The organism is Kitasatospora sp. NBC_01560 (assembly GCF_045208415.1).
Taxonomy (GTDB): domain Bacteria; phylum Actinomycetota; class Actinomycetes; order Streptomycetales; family Streptomycetaceae; genus Kitasatospora.
The window spans coordinates 7,729,300-7,743,631 of the sequence record NZ_CP109364.1 but is presented as its reverse complement, the minus strand read 5'-3'; the positions used below and the strand labels follow the sequence as shown (position 1 = coordinate 7,743,631).

Sequence of the window (14,332 nt, the reverse complement as noted above, 5' to 3'; positions counted from 1 at the left end):
CGGTCCGAGTGCGGCACGCCGACGGCTCCCGTCCCTCGGGGAGCGCTCCACCCCGTTCCACCCGCCCACCCCACGGGCGTCCTCCGCTTTCCGAGCACGGCCCTCACAGCCCCCACGGCCCCCACGGCCCCCACGCAGGAGTCCTCAGTTGTTCATGTCCTCACGCCTGCCCGCGACCGCCCGGCCGACCGGCGCCGCGCGGCTCTCCGCCCTGGCCGCCGGCGCGCTGCTCGCCGTCTGCGGTCTCGCCGCGCCGGCGTCCGCCGACCCGGCGCCCACCACCGGCACCCCCGCCGCGGCCGTCAACCTGGCGACCAACCCCGGGTTCGAGATCCCCGCCTCCGCACTGGCCGACTGGGGCAGCGTCCCCGGCTGGCGCTGCACCGGCGGGCCCGCCGAGGCGGCCGCCACCACCACGGCCCCGCACTCCGGCGGCTCCGCCCTCGCCGTCACCCCGGCGAACGACGACTCCAACGGCGAGTGCGCCCAGACCGTCTCCGTCCGGCCCAACACCACCTACACCGCCTCGGCCTGGGTCCGCGGCAACTACGTCTACCTGGGCGCCACCGGCACCGGCCGCGACGTCGCCCCCGCCTGGACGCAGAGCACCAACGGCGGCTGGCAGCAGCTGACCACCCGCTTCACCACCGGCCCCACCGCACGCACCGTCCGGCTCTACGTGCACGGCTGGTACCAGCAGGGCCCGTTCGCCGTCGACGACGTCCGGGTGGACGGCCCGGCGCCCGCGCCCGCCACCGCCGCCCCCTCGGTGCCGACCAGCGACAAGGTGGTCTTCTTCACCGTGGACGACGGCTGGCAGCGCACCCCCGAGGCGGAGAAGTTCATCGCCGACCACCAGCTGCCGATCACCGCCTTCCCGCTGCCGATGCCGGCCGCCACCGACCCCGACTTCTTCCGGCGCGTCACCGCCGTCCCCGGCTCGTCGATCCAGGACCACAGCGTCTCCCACCCCGACCTCACCACGCTCTCCCCCGCCGAGCAGCAGGTCGAGATCTGCGACGCCCGCGACTCGCTGACCAGGACCTTCGGCACCACTCCGACCGTCTTCCGGCCCCCGTACTTCACCTGGAACGCGGACACCCTGCAGGCCGCCGCCAACTGCGGCATGCGCACCGTCCTGACCGCCGACGCGGACTTCAGCTGGGGCGCCTCCAACATCTGGCACGAGGGCACCCTGTCGCCCGGTGACGTCGTGCTGATGCACTGGACCGACACCCTCGCCACCGACCTCCAGCGCGCCCTCGCCGCCGCCGACGCGGCCGGCCTCAAGCCCGCCGGCCTGGCCTCCTACCTGGGCTGACCGCCCCGGCCCGACAGGGCCGTTCCGCCGCTCCCGGGGGGAACGGCGGAACGGCCCTGCGACCCTCCCCCTCCGTGGCCCCGCGGTGCAGCATCCGTGCGCCGGCCACCGGTACGCGCACGTGTTCCCGCCGTGGCCGGAGCGCAATGATCCAGGCCCAGACTTGCCGTCATGGACCGACGGGGAGGCCGCGCACTGCGCGGGGTGAGCGGGTTGCTGGGGATCGCCGCCGTGCTGTCGCTGCTGGGCGGCTGCTCGGCACCGTACCGGCGGATCACCGGGATCCTCGTCGCGAACGGCGAAGCGATCGTGCTGCTGCGCAGCTGCGACCGGGCCGCGTTCGACTTCATCACCGTCTCCGAGTCGTCCACCCACTCCTCGCTGCAACTGACCCCGCCGCCGGGGACCAACCGGGCCGGCGCCTTCCCGCTCCACCGCCCGCCTGCCGCCTGGACGGCCGACGGCACCCCGCCCCCGCCGCTCGACACCACCGGGGCGTCCTTCTCCGTCGACGTCCGGACCGACGAACCCGCCGAGTCGTCGGTCGAGTTCACCACGGCCGACCTCGCCCTGCTCGGCCCCGGCCAGGTCTGGGCCGACCAACAGGTCTGGGCCCTCGCCGACTTCGAACGCCACGTCCGCGACCGGTGCTGACCCCCACCGCCCCCGTCACGGGGCCGCCGGCCGGCCCGGGCCGCGCCGATCACGCGCGTTGACAGGCGGTGGGCGGGGTGTTGTGATGTGTGGCGTGCAGCGCGGCGCCGGCCACAGAGCAGTGGGCCGGCCGGCAGCCGAGCGAGCGCCCTTCACCGAGGGACGATGCGCGATGAGTATCCACTCCGCTTCCCTGATCTGACGTCAGCGGCCACGACGGCGTTCGCGGGCCCGGCCTCCGGCCTCGCTCGCGCCACCTCCCGGCACTACTGACGCACCGCCTGCTCCGGCGAGCCCGCACGCGCGGCCGCCGGCAGCCGCGCGTAACCGTGCCCGCGCCGCCCGTGGCCTTCACCCCGTAGTCGTGTTCGGAGAATCCACAGGCGTATGCCGATGTCCTTCAACCAAGCAATCATCGAGGAATTCCGCGCCAACGCCGGACGGGTCGGCGGCCCCTTCTCGGGCGGCGACCTCCTGCTGCTCACCACCACCGGCGCCCGCTCCGGCCGGGAGCACACCGTACCGCTCGGCTACGTCCGGGCGGACGGCCTGCTGCTGGTCGTCGCCTCGGCGGCCGGCGCGCCGGACCACCCGCAGTGGTACCGCAATCTGCTCGCCCGCCCCGTCGTCCGGGTGGAGCTCGGGCCGGAGACGTTCGAGGCGGTCGCCGTCCCGGCCGAAGGGGACCGGCGGGGCCGGCTGTTCGAGGCGGTGGTACGGGTGGCGCCGGGCTACGGCGACTACCAGGCCCGCACCGCGCGACTGCTGCCGGTGGTGGTGCTGGAACACCCCGGGGCCGACGCCCCCGGGAGCGGGCCGCGCGAGGTGGCGAACCTCGCCGACAAGCTGCTGGAGGTGCACACCTGGCTGCGCTCCCAACTCCGGTACGTCCGGGCGGAGACCGAGGCGCACTTCGCCGCCGGGAGCACCGGTAGCGCCGGGGACGGCCGGCCGCCGGGCCTGGGGCTGCAGATCCGGCAGCACTGCCTGGCCCTCTGCGAAGGCCTGACCCACCACCACACCGGGGAGGACGGAGCGATCTTCCCCGCCCTGGCGCGCAGCCACCCGCAGCTGCGGCCGACGCTCGACCGGCTGGGCGAGGAGCACCGTGCGGTCGGCCGGATCAAGGCCGAGCTGGTCCGGCTGCTCGCCGGCCTCGGGACCGCCGAGCCGGAGCGGTTCCGGGCGGAGCTGGCGCGCCTGTCGGCCGCGCTGGAGGCCCACCTGGCCCACGAGGAGGCGGAACTGCTGCCGGTGCTCGCGGACATCCCGTTCCCGCCCCGACGGTGAGACGTCGCCGATGACGCGGCGGCGATGACGCGGCGCCGGGGAGACGCCGCGCCCGCCGGTCCCCCACCCCGATGGCGGCGTGGGGGACCGGCGGGCGCTGGGTGCCGGCCGGGCGCTGGGTACCGGCGGGCCGGCGGTACCGGCCGGGCCGGACCGTCGGGCTAGACCTGGGCCGAGAACACCGGGAGGTAGCCGCCGGAGTGGCCGGCCGCCTTCGGGTGGTAGCTCTCGTCGACGGGCAGGGTGGTGCTGTTCAGCCAGGTGGTGCTGGAGCCGCAGATCTCGTGCTCGGTGAAGATGCTCCGGACGTCGCCGAAGGCGAAGCCCGCGTTCGCGGCGCGCTTGGCGAGGACACCGTCCAGGACATCGGCCGCACTGTTGATGGCAGCGCGCTTGGTGTCGCCGATGCCGAAGATGCAGCTCCCGCCGATCTTGTAGAGGTGGGGGTAGCCCAGCACGACCACCCGGGCGTTGGGGGCCTTGGCGTGGATGGCCGCGTACACCTGGTCGAGCTGACCGGGCAGGGTGTTGTTGGCGTAGTTCTTCGCGGTGGCGACGGCGTTCAGGCAGGCACTCTCGGAGTCCAGCACACAGGTCTGCATGGTGCTGGCGAAGCCCGCGTCGTTGCCGCCGACACTGATGCTGATCAGCGTCGTCGCGGAGTTCAGCACCGAGAGCTGGTTGTTGAGCACGTCACCGGTCCGGGCGCCGGAACACGCGACGAAGGAGAAGGACGACGGGGAGTGCGCGTTCTTCCAGAGATACGCGTACGCGTTGGTGCTCCGCTTGCAGCTGCCGCTCTCGCTCGTGTAGCTGCCGGCACCGGTGCCGGACGCGTAGGAGTCGCCCAGGGCGGCGTAGTTGACGCCGGCCGCATGGGCGGACGAGGCGGTGAAGAGGGTGGACAGGGTGAGGAGGACCGCGAGGGCGGCGACGGACATGGAGCGAGTGGGGCGCAGCATGACACCTCCAGGGAGTGACGTGCGTCACACATGTGATACCAGGCGGTAGGTACCACGGGAAGCGCTCATGCCAAGGCAATTGACGGTCGGTCCGACAACGGTGAAGTGAACTGCGCCACGAGCAACGGGAAGTGCGCTGGTCAAGCCCCGGCGGCGCGGCCGGCAAGGCCCGGAGGAGTCACCCGTTCGGCGGACCGCCGGCCAGGGCGGCGGCAGGGGAGCCCGCCCGGATGCGCGTCCGGCACCTGGTTCACGTCCTTCCCGGACGGGGCGCGCCGCCACCCTGCTGATGGACGGCGGGGCGGTCCGGGTCGGCCCGGCGGTCGGGGGCCGCGGGGCGGCCGGGCCGCGTGCCGGGCGGGGTGAGCTCCGCGCCGGAGCTGCCGGCGGAGTCCGCCGCGGGCGGCCTGCCCGCCGCCGGGAGTGCCGCACCGGGGAAGACCTCGCAGCCCTCCACCGGCAGCTCCTCGATCATCTCGTTGGCGGCGCCGGGCACGCCGAGCCACCGGACGCCCGCGGACACCGCCGCCCGGGCCTGCCGGAGGCCGGGCGCGCCCCAGCCGAGCAGCTCGACCGCGAGGCCGGGGGCGACGAGCAGCCGCCGGTAGTGCCGCCCGGAGGCCGGATCCGGCAGGCTGGGGCCGACGGCCCGCAGCGCTGCGGCCATCCGGACCCGCGCGCACTCGTGGCCGCCGTTCGCCGAGCCCACCCGGTCGTAGAGGTAGCCGAGGTAGTACGGCGCGCCGATCTCCGCCTGGGCCTCCTCGGCCGCCTCCCGGGCCAGGGCCGAGCCCGGGTCCCCGTCGTCCTCGGGCTCCAGCGAGCCGCCGGGCAGCGAGACGATGCCGTCCTTGGGGTTGACCAGGGTGAGCACCCGGCCGTCGGGCGCGAACAGCCAGCCCCAGGACTGCTTCACCGACAGCCCGGCGGGGACGCTCTCCCCCGGTCGCCACGGCCACCCCGCGGTGGGACGCCGGCGCACCTTGCCGAGCAGCTCGGCGATCTCCGCGCTGAACTCGATCCGGCTCATGCGCCCCCCTTTCGGTGTCGGGCTCGCCGGACCGGCGGTGCGCGGGGAGGACCTGCGGTGCACGGTTCAGGGCGGAGCGGCGGAGGCGGCGGCATGGGGCACCGCCGGCCTCTGCTGTTGATCTTCCCCGAAATCTTCCCCGAACAGGCGGTCGATGAACAGTCCTCGGCGCCGCTTGGTGGACACGAAGGATCGAACGGCCTGGTCAGCCCGGCGCTCCACCTCCCTCCTCCTCGACCCCGGCAGCACCCGGCGCCGTCCCGCCCGGCGCCGTCCCGCCCGGCGCCGCCTCCGCAGGGAAGGCGGGCAGGGCGAAGCCCGGCAGCGGCACGGCCCCGGGCGGGAAGGGCAGCCCCCGCGCGACGTCGTCGGTGAGCGCGTCGAACACCTCGTGGGCGGACATCGGCCGCAACCGGCCGTCGGCCAGGGCCCAGCCGCGCACCGCCTGGCCGCCGGGCGCCGCCGGATCACCGTGCAGCAGCAGCCCGCCCGCACCGCCCCCGGCCACGCCCGCCGCCACCGTGACGCAGAACGCCTCCACCTCCCGGCCGCCCTCGACGAGCCGGCCGGCCACGATCCCCAGCTCGGCGGCGGCGGTCAGCTGCTCGCCGTCCTCCGGCCCGTGGCAGCGCACGGTCAGCAGGTGACGGCCCTCTCCGGCGCCCTCGGCCAGCGCCAGGTGGACGGCGGCGACGTACGCCATCACCTCGACCAGCCGGGCCGGCCCGCCCGCCCCCTCGCCGATCGCGTCCAGCAACGCCCGGCCGGCGACGGTGATCCGCACCCGGGACCAGTGGTCGTCGACCAGCACCGGGAGCAGCTCGGTCAGCCGCTCCCCCGCGTAGACGAAGGGCTCACCGGCCAGCTCCGGGTCGGCCGCGTACGCGACGCGCGCGGCCGCGCCCGCGGGGTCGAGGCCGAGGAGCTCGCAGTAGTCCTCGTAGTCGGCCGGTTCGAGCACCCGCAGGTGGATCTCGACCCCCTGCCCGCGCAACGCCCTGAGCTGGGCCTCCGTCCGCCGCAGGTACTCCCGGAAGGCCAGCCGGCCGAACAGGCCGTGCCGGGCCAGCGCGGCGAAGTCGGCCTGGCGGACGGCCAGCGCGCAGGCCACCGGCAGCGGGGGCGGCGCGCCGCGCGGACGGCCGCGCCGCCAGGACCGGGCACCGGCCCCGCCCGCACCGGCGCCCGGCGGCCGGGGGCCACCGCGGCCGCCCGACGGCGGACCTCCCGGCGGCCCTCCCGGGGCACCGCCCCCGACCGGCCCGCCCGGGCCCGGCCGCCCGGGCAACGGCACCCGCCGCCCGCCTGCACCGCCACCGCCACCGCCACGGGCGCCGGCACGGACGCCGGCACGGACGCCGGCGCGCACCCGGCGCACCACGGGCTCGGCGAAGTCGAAGAACTGGGACTGCGCGGACATGGGCCCTCCCGGGGATCGTGACCGGCCGCGACCGCCGACCCGGGGGGGGGATCCCGGAGCGGCACGACAACGGCGACCGTACACAGCGTCACCGACAATCCACCTGGAGCGACCGCCCGGGGCTCCCGGCCGGGCTTCGCGGGACGGCCGGGCCGGCTGTTCCGCCCGGGTTGTCAGTGGCGTTCGTTAGGGTCGGGGACCATGCGACTCCTGCATACCTCCGACTGGCATCTCGGGCGCTCCTTCCACCGGGAGAGCCTGCACGACGCCCAGCGCGCCTTCCTGGACCACCTGGTCACCGTGGTCCGGACCGAGGGCGTGGACGCCGTGCTCGTCGCCGGCGACGTGTACGACCGGGCACTGCCGGGCCTGGAGGCGGTCGCCCTGTTCGACGACGTGCTGCACCGGCTCGCCGCCCTGGGCGTCCCGGCCGTGTTCATCAGCGGGAACCACGACTCCGCCCGCCGGCTCGGCGTGGGCGCCGGCCTGATCGGCCGGGCCGGGGTCCACCTGCGGACCGACCCGGGCGAGTGCGCGGCGCCCGTCCTGCTCACCGACGAGCACGGGCCGGTCGCCGTCTACGGGCTCCCCTACCTGGAGCCCACGCTGGTCCGCGAGCGCTTCGGGCTGGAGCGCGGCGGCCACGCGGCGGTGCTCGGCGCCGCGATGGACGCCGTCCGGGCCGACCTCGCGGAGCGCCCCGCGGGCACCCGCGCGGTGGTGCTGGCGCACGCCTTCGTCACCGGCGGCACCGCGAGCGACAGCGAGCGGGACATCGCGGTCGGCGGCGTCGCCTCGGTACCCGCCTCCGTCTTCGACGGCGTGCACTACGCCGCGCTCGGCCACCTGCACGGCTGCCAGACGCTCGCCCCGCACCTGCGCTACAGCGGCTCCCCGCTCGCCTACTCCTTCTCCGAGGCCGGGCAGCGCAAGACCATGTGGCTGGTCGACCTCGCGGCCGACGGCTCGGTGACGGCCGAGCGGGTCGACTGCCCGCGGCCGCGCCCGCTGGCCTGCCTGCGCGGCCGCCTCGCCGAGCTGCTCTCGGACGAGAGGTACACCGAGCACGAGCAGTCCTGGGTCCAGGTGACGCTGACCGATCCCGGCCGCCCGGGCGAGCCGATGGAGCAGCTGCGCCGGCGCTTCCCGCACACCCTGCAACTGCTCTTCGAGCCCGAGGAGAGCGAGGCGTCCCCGTCCCCCTCGTACGCGGCCCGGGTCAGCGGGCGGTCCGACCTGGAGATCGCCGAGGGCTTCCTGCGGCACGTGCGCCCCGGCGCCGAGCCGGACCGGGACGAGCTGGGCTGGCTGCGCGAGGGCTTCGAGACCGTCCGCGAGAGCGGCGAGCGGAAGGCGGAGCTGCCCCGATGAGACTCCACAGGCTGACCGTCACCGCCTTCGGGCCGTTCGCCGGCACCGAGACGGTGGACTTCGACGCGCTCGCCTCCGGCGGGCTCTTCCTGCTGCGCGGGGCGACCGGCGCGGGCAAGAGCAGCGTGCTGGACGCGGTCTGCTACGCCCTGTACGGCGAGGTGCCCGGCACCCGCCGGGCCAACCGGCTGCGCAGCGACCACGCCGATCCGCTGCGGCCGACCGAAGTCCGGCTGGAGCTCACGCTCGGCGGCCGGCGGCTGCAGATCGTCCGCCTCCCGGAGCAGCCCCGGCCGAAGAAGATCGGCCGGGGAACGACCGTCGAGCGGGCCCAGACGCTGCTGCGCGAATGGTCCGCCGACGACGGCGCGCCCGGCACCGGCGGCACGGGTGACGGCACCGGCACCCCCGGCTGGCGGGCCGTCAGCAAGTCCCACCAGGAGACCGGGGAGGAGATCCACCGGCTGATCGGCATGAGCCGGGACCAGTTCTGCCAGGTCGTACTGCTGCCGCAGGGCGACTTCGCGCGCTTCCTCAAGGGGGACTCCGAGGAGCGCGCCAAGCTGTTGCGGCGGCTCTTCGACACCGAGCGGTTCCAGCACGTCGAGGCCTGGCTGGCCGAGCAGCGCCGGGCCCAGGAGGCCGCCGTCCAGGCCGGGCGCCGCCGCCTGCGGGACTTGGCCAGCAAGGCCGAACAGGCGGCCGGCCCGCAGGGCGAACCGGTCGCGGCCTGGGTGCCGGCCGAGGACGAGCCCGCCCACGCCGCCGCCGGGCTCACCGCCGGCGTGCTCGGCTGGGCCGCGATCCTGCGCAGCGGCGCCGCCGAGCAGCTGGCCGTCGCCGACGCCGCGCTGGCCGTCGCCGAGGCGGGTCACGGCGAGGCACAGCTCGCCCTGGCCCGGGCCGAGGAGCTGGCCGGCCGGCAGCGTCGCCACCGGGCGGCGGCCCAGGAGGCGGCCCGCCTCACCGGGAACGGCCCGGCGGTGGAGCACGAACGCCGCCGGCTGGCCGACGCCCAGGCGGCCCTCGGGGTGGAGTCGGTGCTGCATCTGCGCCGCGCCGCCGCCGAGGCGCAGCGGGCGGCCGGTGCCGAGGAGCACCGCCGCCGGGAGGCACTGGCCGGCCTGCCCGGCGAGGGCGCCGCCCTGGCGCGCGCCGGGGCCGGGGAGGCCGCCGGGGCAGAGCAGCGGCTGCGGGCCGAGACGGTCCGGCTGGAGGCCGCCCGGGCCGACGAGCAGCGCTGCGAGCTGCTCGGCCGGGAGCTGGCCTCGCTGGACACCGACCGGCGCCGGGCCGAGGAGCTCGCCGAGGAGGCGGCGGACTGGCTGGCCGAGTTCGACGGCCGGATCGCCGCGCTCCAGGAGGAGCAGACCGCCGCGCGCGCGGCCGGCAGCCTGGTCGAGCGACTGGACGCCCGACGCGGCGAGCTGGCGGCACGGCTGGCCGCGGCCCGGAGCCGGGACGCCCTCGGAGCGGAGATCGCGGCGGCCGAGCCGCACGTGCTCGCCCGGCGCGCCGAGGCCCTGGACGCCCGCGAGCACAGCCAGGACGTGCGCGAGCGCCGGCTCACCGGCATGGCGGCCGAGCTGGCGAGGCAGCTCCGGTCGGGCGAGGCCTGCCGGGTCTGCGGCTCACCGGACCACCCGGAGCCGGCCCGGCCCGCCGGCCGGCAGGTCGGCGCCGACGACGAGCGGCGGGCCCAGCAGGCCCAGGCCGTGGCCGAGCGGGCGCTCGAGGAGGCCGAGCGCGAGCTGGCCGGCCTCCGGGTCCGCGAGGCGGCCGCCGCCGGCGCGGCCGGGCCGGACGCCGCGGAGGCTCTGGCCGGCTCGCTGGCCGCGCTGGAGCGCGAGCGCCGGGAGGCGCTGCGGGCCGCGGAGTCGCTGGACGCCGTCGGCCGGCAGATCGAACGCCTCACGGGCGACCAGAACGGCCGGCTCGCCGAGCTGCGCGACGCCGGCGAGCGGACGGCCGTGCTCACCGAGCGGATCGCGGCGCTCGGTGCCGAGCGGGAGAAGCTGGACCACCGGGTCGCGCAGGCCCGCGGCGACGCCCCGTCGGTGGCGGCCCGGGCGGCGGCACTCGCCCGGCTGGCGGACGGCGTGGCGGCGCTCGCGGAGGCCTCCCGGGCCGCCGCGGAGACCGCCCTCCGGCTGCGGGACGCCGACGAGGAGTCGGCCAGGGCCGCCGTGACGGCCGGGTTCCCGACGCTGGAGCGGGCCACGGCCGTCCTGCTGCCGCGCGAGCAGCGCGAGCAGATCGAGGGCCGGCTGACGCGGTACCGCTCCGAGCTGGCGGCGGCCGAGCAGCAGCTCGCCGAGCCGGAGCTCGCGGCGGCCGCGGCCCTCCCGCCGGCCGACCTGCCGGGCACGCAGGCGCGGCTCCGGTCGGCCGTCGACCGGCTGCGCCGGGCACACGCCGCGCAGGAGGCGGCGCGGGAGCGCTGCACGGCGCTCGCCACGATCGGCGGGCAGCTGGCGCAGCTGGCCGGCTCGCTGGCCCCGGCGCTGGGCCGCTTCGCCCGGATCAACCGGCTCGCCGCCGTCGCCGCCGGCACCTCGGCGGAGAACCGGCTGCGGATGCGCCTGGAGTCGTACGTCCTGGCGGCGCGGCTGGAGCAGGTGGCGGCCGCGGCCAGCGACCGCCTGGTGCGGATGTCCGGCGGGCGGTACACCCTCGTCCACAGCGACGACCGCGGCACCGGCACCAAGCGTTCGGGCCTCGCCCTGCGGGTGGTCGACGCCTGGACCGGCACCGAGCGGGACACCTCGACGCTCTCCGGCGGCGAGAGCTTCTTCGCCTCGCTCGCCCTGGCGCTCGGCCTGGCCGACGTGGTCACCGACGAGGCGGGCGGCATGCCGCTGGACACGCTCTTCATCGACGAGGGCTTCGGCACGCTCGACGAACAGACGCTGGAGGAGGTCATGGACGTCCTCGACGGCCTGCGGGAGCGGGACCGCGCCGTCGGCATCGTCAGCCACGTCGCCGACCTGAAGTCCCGGATCCCGGCGCAGCTGCTGGTCCGCAAGGGGCGGCACGGCTCCACCCTCGCGCTCGCCGGACGGGAGGACGCCTGAGGCCGGGCGCCCGAGGGGGCACCGAGGCGCGGGCGAACGGGCGGGACGGCCGGGACGCCCGGGGCGCCCGATGGCGGTGAGCCGCCGGCCGTCAGTCAGCGGCCGACGACCCGGTCAGGCCGGTCCCCGTCAGGTCAGCCAGGTCAGGTCAGCCCGAACAGGCGATCCGCTGGGCCTGCTGCCAGGCGCAGACGGGGCAGAGCGTGCTGCCCGGCCGGTCGGCCGGCAGCTCGGTGGGCTCGCCGCAGAGCACGCAGTCGGCGCGCGGTCCGGTCAGCCCGGGGTCGTGCACCAGCGCGGCCCGGGCCGCCTCGGCACCGGCCGGGGCCAGCTCGCAGAGTGCACCGTCACCGGGCGCCGACGCGCCACCCGCCGCTCCCGGACCCACCGGATCCGCCGGCCCGCCCGTCACGACGTCCGTCACCACCGCACCGGTCACCGCTTCACTGCTCATGCCGCCTTCCTACTCCGGTACCCCGCCCTGCCGCAAGGCCGGCCTGCGGCCCCGAGCCGCCCGGAACCGCCCCGGCCCGCGCCGCCCGCCCCGAGCCGCCCGGCCCGCGCAGGTGGGCGCCAGGACCCGCGGCACGGCCCGGATCCCGCCTCCCGTACGGTGGCCCCGTGTCCGACACCCTCGCCCGGCTCCTGCACGCCGCCCGCCACGCCTCGCCCAACTACCCCGAGGTAGGTGCCACCCGGGGCCCCCGGCTCCCGGCCGGGTACGCGCAGCTGCGGCGCCGCGTCCACCTCGGACACGGACCCGAGGTGCTGGAGCGGGCCGGGCAGTACGTGCTCGGCTGGGGCTGCCAGCTCGGCACCGGCTTCGCCGTCCACCCGCACGCCCCGGCCGAGGAGGGCGCGACCGTCCTACTGCGGCTGAGCCCGCCCCGGCTGCGGTGGCCCCGCGTGGTGATCCCCTGCCGGGTGGTGTGGACCGTGGACGGGCCCGACCGGATCGGCTTCGCGTACGGGACGCTGCCCGGGCACCCGGAGTGCGGCGAGGAGGCGTTCCTGGTGAGCATGGACGCGGCGGGCGAGGTGTGGTTCGAGGTGACCGCGTTCGCCCGGCTCGCCGCCTGGTACGCCCGGCTCGGCCGCCCGGTGGCGGTGCTCTGCCAGTACCTGGCGATCGAGGGCTATCTCGCGGCGGTGGTCGCCGCCGTCGCCGGCCTCCCGGGCGCCCCCACCGGCACGGACGCTCCGGGCCGGACCGCCCCCGGCACGACGGCCGCGCCGCACCCGTAGCCGCACCCGTAGCCGTAGTCGTAGCCGTAGTCGTAGCCGGGACGACCGGTAGCCGGGACGGGGGCCGACTCCCGTGGCCAGGACCGGTGGGGCGGCCGCGCGTCGCCGGCCGCCCCACCGGCCGCCCCGGGCTCAGCCCAGGAACGAGAACCGCACCGTCCGGTGCGGGTTGTCGCGGTTGGTGTCGACCAGGACGACCGACTGCCAGACGCCCAGGGCGAGTTGGCCGCCGATCACCGGCAGGGTGGCGTGCGGGGCGACCAGGCCGGGCACCACGTGGTCGCGCCCGTGCCCGGGGCTGCCGTGCCGGTGGCGCCAGCGGTCGTCGGCCGGGAGCAGGTCCCGCAGGGTCGCCAGGAAGTCGTCGTCGCTGCCCGAGCCGGTCTCCAGCACGGCGATGCCCGCCGTGGCGTGCGGCACGAAGACGTTGAGCAGGCCGTCGCGCCCGGCGGCCCGGTCGTCGAGGAACGCGGCGCAGCGGTCGGTGATGTCGAGGGCCACCTCGCCGCTGCCCGTGGTGATCTCGATCGTGGTGGTCTGGAAGGGGCCGGGGTGGAAGGGGGTGGAGTGGTTGTTGTCCGCCATGTCGTCATCCTCACCCACGTTCCGGGGTGGTCCGGACCGCCCCGCCGACTCGCCCTGCCGGGCCGTCAGGGTGCCGTAGGGTGACGGGTTCGGGCCCGCCCGCCTTCCACGACAGGGCCGGGCCGCGGTCGTGACTCGGGCCGGAACGCCCGTGGGCGACTGCGGTCGTGACTCGGGCCGGAACGCCCGTGGGCGACTGCGGCCGGGGCCCGGGCCGGAACGGCCGCCTGCGGACACACCGAAGGCCCGACGGTCCCTGAGGTCCGTCGGGCCGGATGCCGGTCGGCGCGGGGGGCAGTGCCCTAGCCGCGACTTCCGAACAGGCTCCGCCGCAGCCGGCGCAGCGGCGCCAGCAGCGACACCCGCACGTGGCGGCGCTGCACGGTCGGGGCGCCGGCGCCGCGCGGCGTCAGCTCCCTTATCAACCCGAGCGCCTCGGCGGTGTCCACCACCGGGAGTGCGGGCGCGCCGAGCACAGCCAGGTGACGTTCGATCCGGCGGCCGGTCGCGCCGACACCGCACTGGATCGCCGGCACTCGGGGCCGAGTCCGCACTTGCATGTGTTCCATCTGTTTTCCCACCCCTACGAGGCGCCAGGGCCGTGAGGCGAAGACTATCCGTGACAGACGGCCTTCGCGCAACCGTCCTGGTGTTCTGCCACCGTATCGTGCGGCGTCAACTGACGGCGCACCAGGGGCTGCCGGTCCCGGTCACGACTAGGCATCAATGATGGTGCACGACCGGGCACCGTCACAGGGGCCACGGGGTCACGGACCCGGAGCCCGTCGGCGCAGTGCGCGCCGGGCGCGCGGTGGCACCGGCGGTCACGGCCCGCCCGGTATGCCACCTTGCCGAACCACCCGCGCGACCCCTTCCCGCCATCTCCGGGTCACTCGGGCGACGCTCCGGCGAACCCTCCGGACTTTCACTTCAGGAAGTGAACACAATCAGGGGATTGACGCGGGCGAAACCTCCAAGCAATATCTTCATCAGTCCAGATCGTCCGGCGCAGTCCGGGTCTCCCCCCAACTGCGCGTTCGACTGATGAAGATTTCCGGCTCCCCCGAGCCACTGCCCGGCCGCCTCGACGCTGCGGTGGCCAGGTTCGGGAGGTGCCCGGACGGGCAGCCGGCCGTAGAGGGTCGGCCGGGCCGCCACCAGGCTGCCGGTGCCGCCCCGAACAGGGCCCGGCACCGGCGGCTCCGGCCCCGACAGCCCCTGACGGCTCCGACACACTCCCGCCAGCCCCGGCCTCACCCACGAGGAGACCCGCCGGGCGACGCACCGGGCGACCCGCGTGCCGACGCGGGAGCCGCCCGGGAGGCGGCCCCGGCACCGTACCGGACACCGTTGCTCAGTGGCGCACGACACACCCCGGGC

Annotated in this window: 12 protein-coding genes; 6 read left to right on the top strand and 6 right to left on the bottom strand. The window is 76.6% G+C overall.

The genetic code is table 11. The annotated features are described in order from the left end of the window. Positions 1–154: 154 nt before the first annotated feature. From OH807_RS33400 to OH807_RS33390, 3 genes are all read left to right on the top strand, one after another. Positions 155–1,321 (top strand): polysaccharide deacetylase family protein, encoded by a 1,167-nt coding sequence (locus OH807_RS33400; RefSeq protein ID WP_406206688.1) that lies wholly within the window; start codon positions 155–157, stop codon positions 1,319–1,321. A gap of 171 nt (positions 1,322–1,492) precedes the next feature. Next, complete coding sequence (locus OH807_RS33395; protein WP_406206685.1) at positions 1,493–1,975, top strand: hypothetical protein; 483 nt, start codon at positions 1,493–1,495, stop codon at positions 1,973–1,975. A gap of 387 nt (positions 1,976–2,362) precedes the next feature. Then, the gene (locus OH807_RS33390; RefSeq protein WP_406206682.1) at positions 2,363–3,265 is read left to right on the top strand and encodes a nitroreductase/quinone reductase family protein; all 903 of its coding nucleotides are present in this window, start codon (positions 2,363–2,365) and stop codon (positions 3,263–3,265) included. A gap of 161 nt (positions 3,266–3,426) precedes the next feature. Here the strand turns inward: OH807_RS33390 and OH807_RS33385 are convergent, their stop codons facing one another. From OH807_RS33385 to OH807_RS33375, 3 genes are all read right to left on the bottom strand, one after another. After that, positions 3,427–4,227, bottom strand: coding sequence for an SGNH/GDSL hydrolase family protein (locus OH807_RS33385; RefSeq protein ID WP_406206679.1), 801 nt, complete (start codon positions 4,225–4,227; stop codon positions 3,427–3,429). 250 nt (positions 4,228–4,477) lie between these two features. Further along, positions 4,478–5,257 (bottom strand): hypothetical protein, encoded by a 780-nt coding sequence (locus tag OH807_RS33380; protein WP_406206677.1) that lies wholly within the window; start codon positions 5,255–5,257, stop codon positions 4,478–4,480. A 205-nt stretch (positions 5,258–5,462) separates the two neighbouring features. Next, positions 5,463–6,677, bottom strand: coding sequence for a hypothetical protein (locus OH807_RS33375; RefSeq protein WP_406206674.1), 1,215 nt, complete (start codon positions 6,675–6,677; stop codon positions 5,463–5,465). A gap of 201 nt (positions 6,678–6,878) precedes the next feature. Here OH807_RS33375 and OH807_RS33370 point away from each other — a divergent pair, with 201 nt between their 5' ends. Both OH807_RS33370 and OH807_RS33365 read left to right on the top strand, forming a co-directional pair. Further along, positions 6,879–8,048 carry an exonuclease SbcCD subunit D gene (locus OH807_RS33370; protein WP_406206671.1) on the top strand — a complete coding sequence of 390 codons (1,170 nt, stop codon included), beginning with the start codon at positions 6,879–6,881 and terminating at the stop codon, positions 8,046–8,048. After that, positions 8,045–11,122: an AAA family ATPase gene (locus OH807_RS33365; RefSeq protein ID WP_406206668.1), complete on the top strand. Its 3,078-nt coding sequence runs from the start codon at positions 8,045–8,047 to the stop codon at positions 11,120–11,122. Before OH807_RS33370 ends, OH807_RS33365 begins: the two co-directional genes overlap by 4 nt. Before the next feature lie 148 nt (positions 11,123–11,270). On the opposite strand, the gene OH807_RS33360 is transcribed toward OH807_RS33365, so the two are convergent. Beyond that, on the bottom strand, positions 11,271–11,576 hold the full coding sequence (locus OH807_RS33360) for a hypothetical protein (RefSeq protein WP_406206665.1): 306 nt from the start codon (positions 11,574–11,576) through the stop codon (positions 11,271–11,273). A 167-nt stretch (positions 11,577–11,743) separates the two neighbouring features. Here OH807_RS33360 and OH807_RS33355 point away from each other — a divergent pair, with 167 nt between their 5' ends. Next, positions 11,744–12,367 (top strand): DUF1990 family protein, encoded by a 624-nt coding sequence (locus OH807_RS33355; RefSeq protein WP_406206663.1) that lies wholly within the window; start codon positions 11,744–11,746, stop codon positions 12,365–12,367. A gap of 132 nt (positions 12,368–12,499) precedes the next feature. On the opposite strand, the gene OH807_RS33350 is transcribed toward OH807_RS33355, so the two are convergent. Beyond that, a complete protein-coding gene (locus tag OH807_RS33350; protein WP_406206660.1) occupies positions 12,500–12,952 on the bottom strand; it encodes a YjbQ family protein in 453 nt (150 codons plus the stop codon). Positions 12,953–13,254: 302 nt separating this feature from the next. Then, on the bottom strand, positions 13,255–13,521 hold the full coding sequence (locus OH807_RS33345; protein ID WP_406206657.1) for a hypothetical protein: 267 nt from the start codon (positions 13,519–13,521) through the stop codon (positions 13,255–13,257). Positions 13,522–14,332: the final 811 nt, after the last annotated feature.

Bases quoted from the DNA above. Each gene is read 5' to 3' on its own strand.
- OH807_RS33400 (WP_406206688.1), top strand. From the start codon at position 155: ATGTCCTCACGCCTGCCCGCGACCGCCCGGCCGACCGGCGCCGCGCGG.
- OH807_RS33395 (WP_406206685.1), top strand. From the start codon at position 1,493: ATGGACCGACGGGGAGGCCGCGCACTGCGCGGGGTGAGCGGGTTGCTG.
- OH807_RS33390 (WP_406206682.1), top strand. From the start codon at position 2,363: ATGCCGATGTCCTTCAACCAAGCAATCATCGAGGAATTCCGCGCCAAC.
- OH807_RS33385 (WP_406206679.1), bottom strand. From the start codon at position 4,227: ATGCTGCGCCCCACTCGCTCCATGTCCGTCGCCGCCCTCGCGGTCCTC.
- OH807_RS33380 (WP_406206677.1), bottom strand. From the start codon at position 5,257: ATGAGCCGGATCGAGTTCAGCGCGGAGATCGCCGAGCTGCTCGGCAAG.
- OH807_RS33375 (WP_406206674.1), bottom strand. From the start codon at position 6,677: ATGTCCGCGCAGTCCCAGTTCTTCGACTTCGCCGAGCCCGTGGTGCGC.
- OH807_RS33370 (WP_406206671.1), top strand. From the start codon at position 6,879: ATGCGACTCCTGCATACCTCCGACTGGCATCTCGGGCGCTCCTTCCAC.
- OH807_RS33365 (WP_406206668.1), top strand. From the start codon at position 8,045: ATGAGACTCCACAGGCTGACCGTCACCGCCTTCGGGCCGTTCGCCGGC.
- OH807_RS33360 (WP_406206665.1), bottom strand. From the start codon at position 11,576: ATGAGCAGTGAAGCGGTGACCGGTGCGGTGGTGACGGACGTCGTGACG.
- OH807_RS33350 (WP_406206660.1), bottom strand. From the start codon at position 12,952: ATGGCGGACAACAACCACTCCACCCCCTTCCACCCCGGCCCCTTCCAG.
- OH807_RS33345 (WP_406206657.1), bottom strand. From the start codon at position 13,521: ATGGAACACATGCAAGTGCGGACTCGGCCCCGAGTGCCGGCGATCCAG.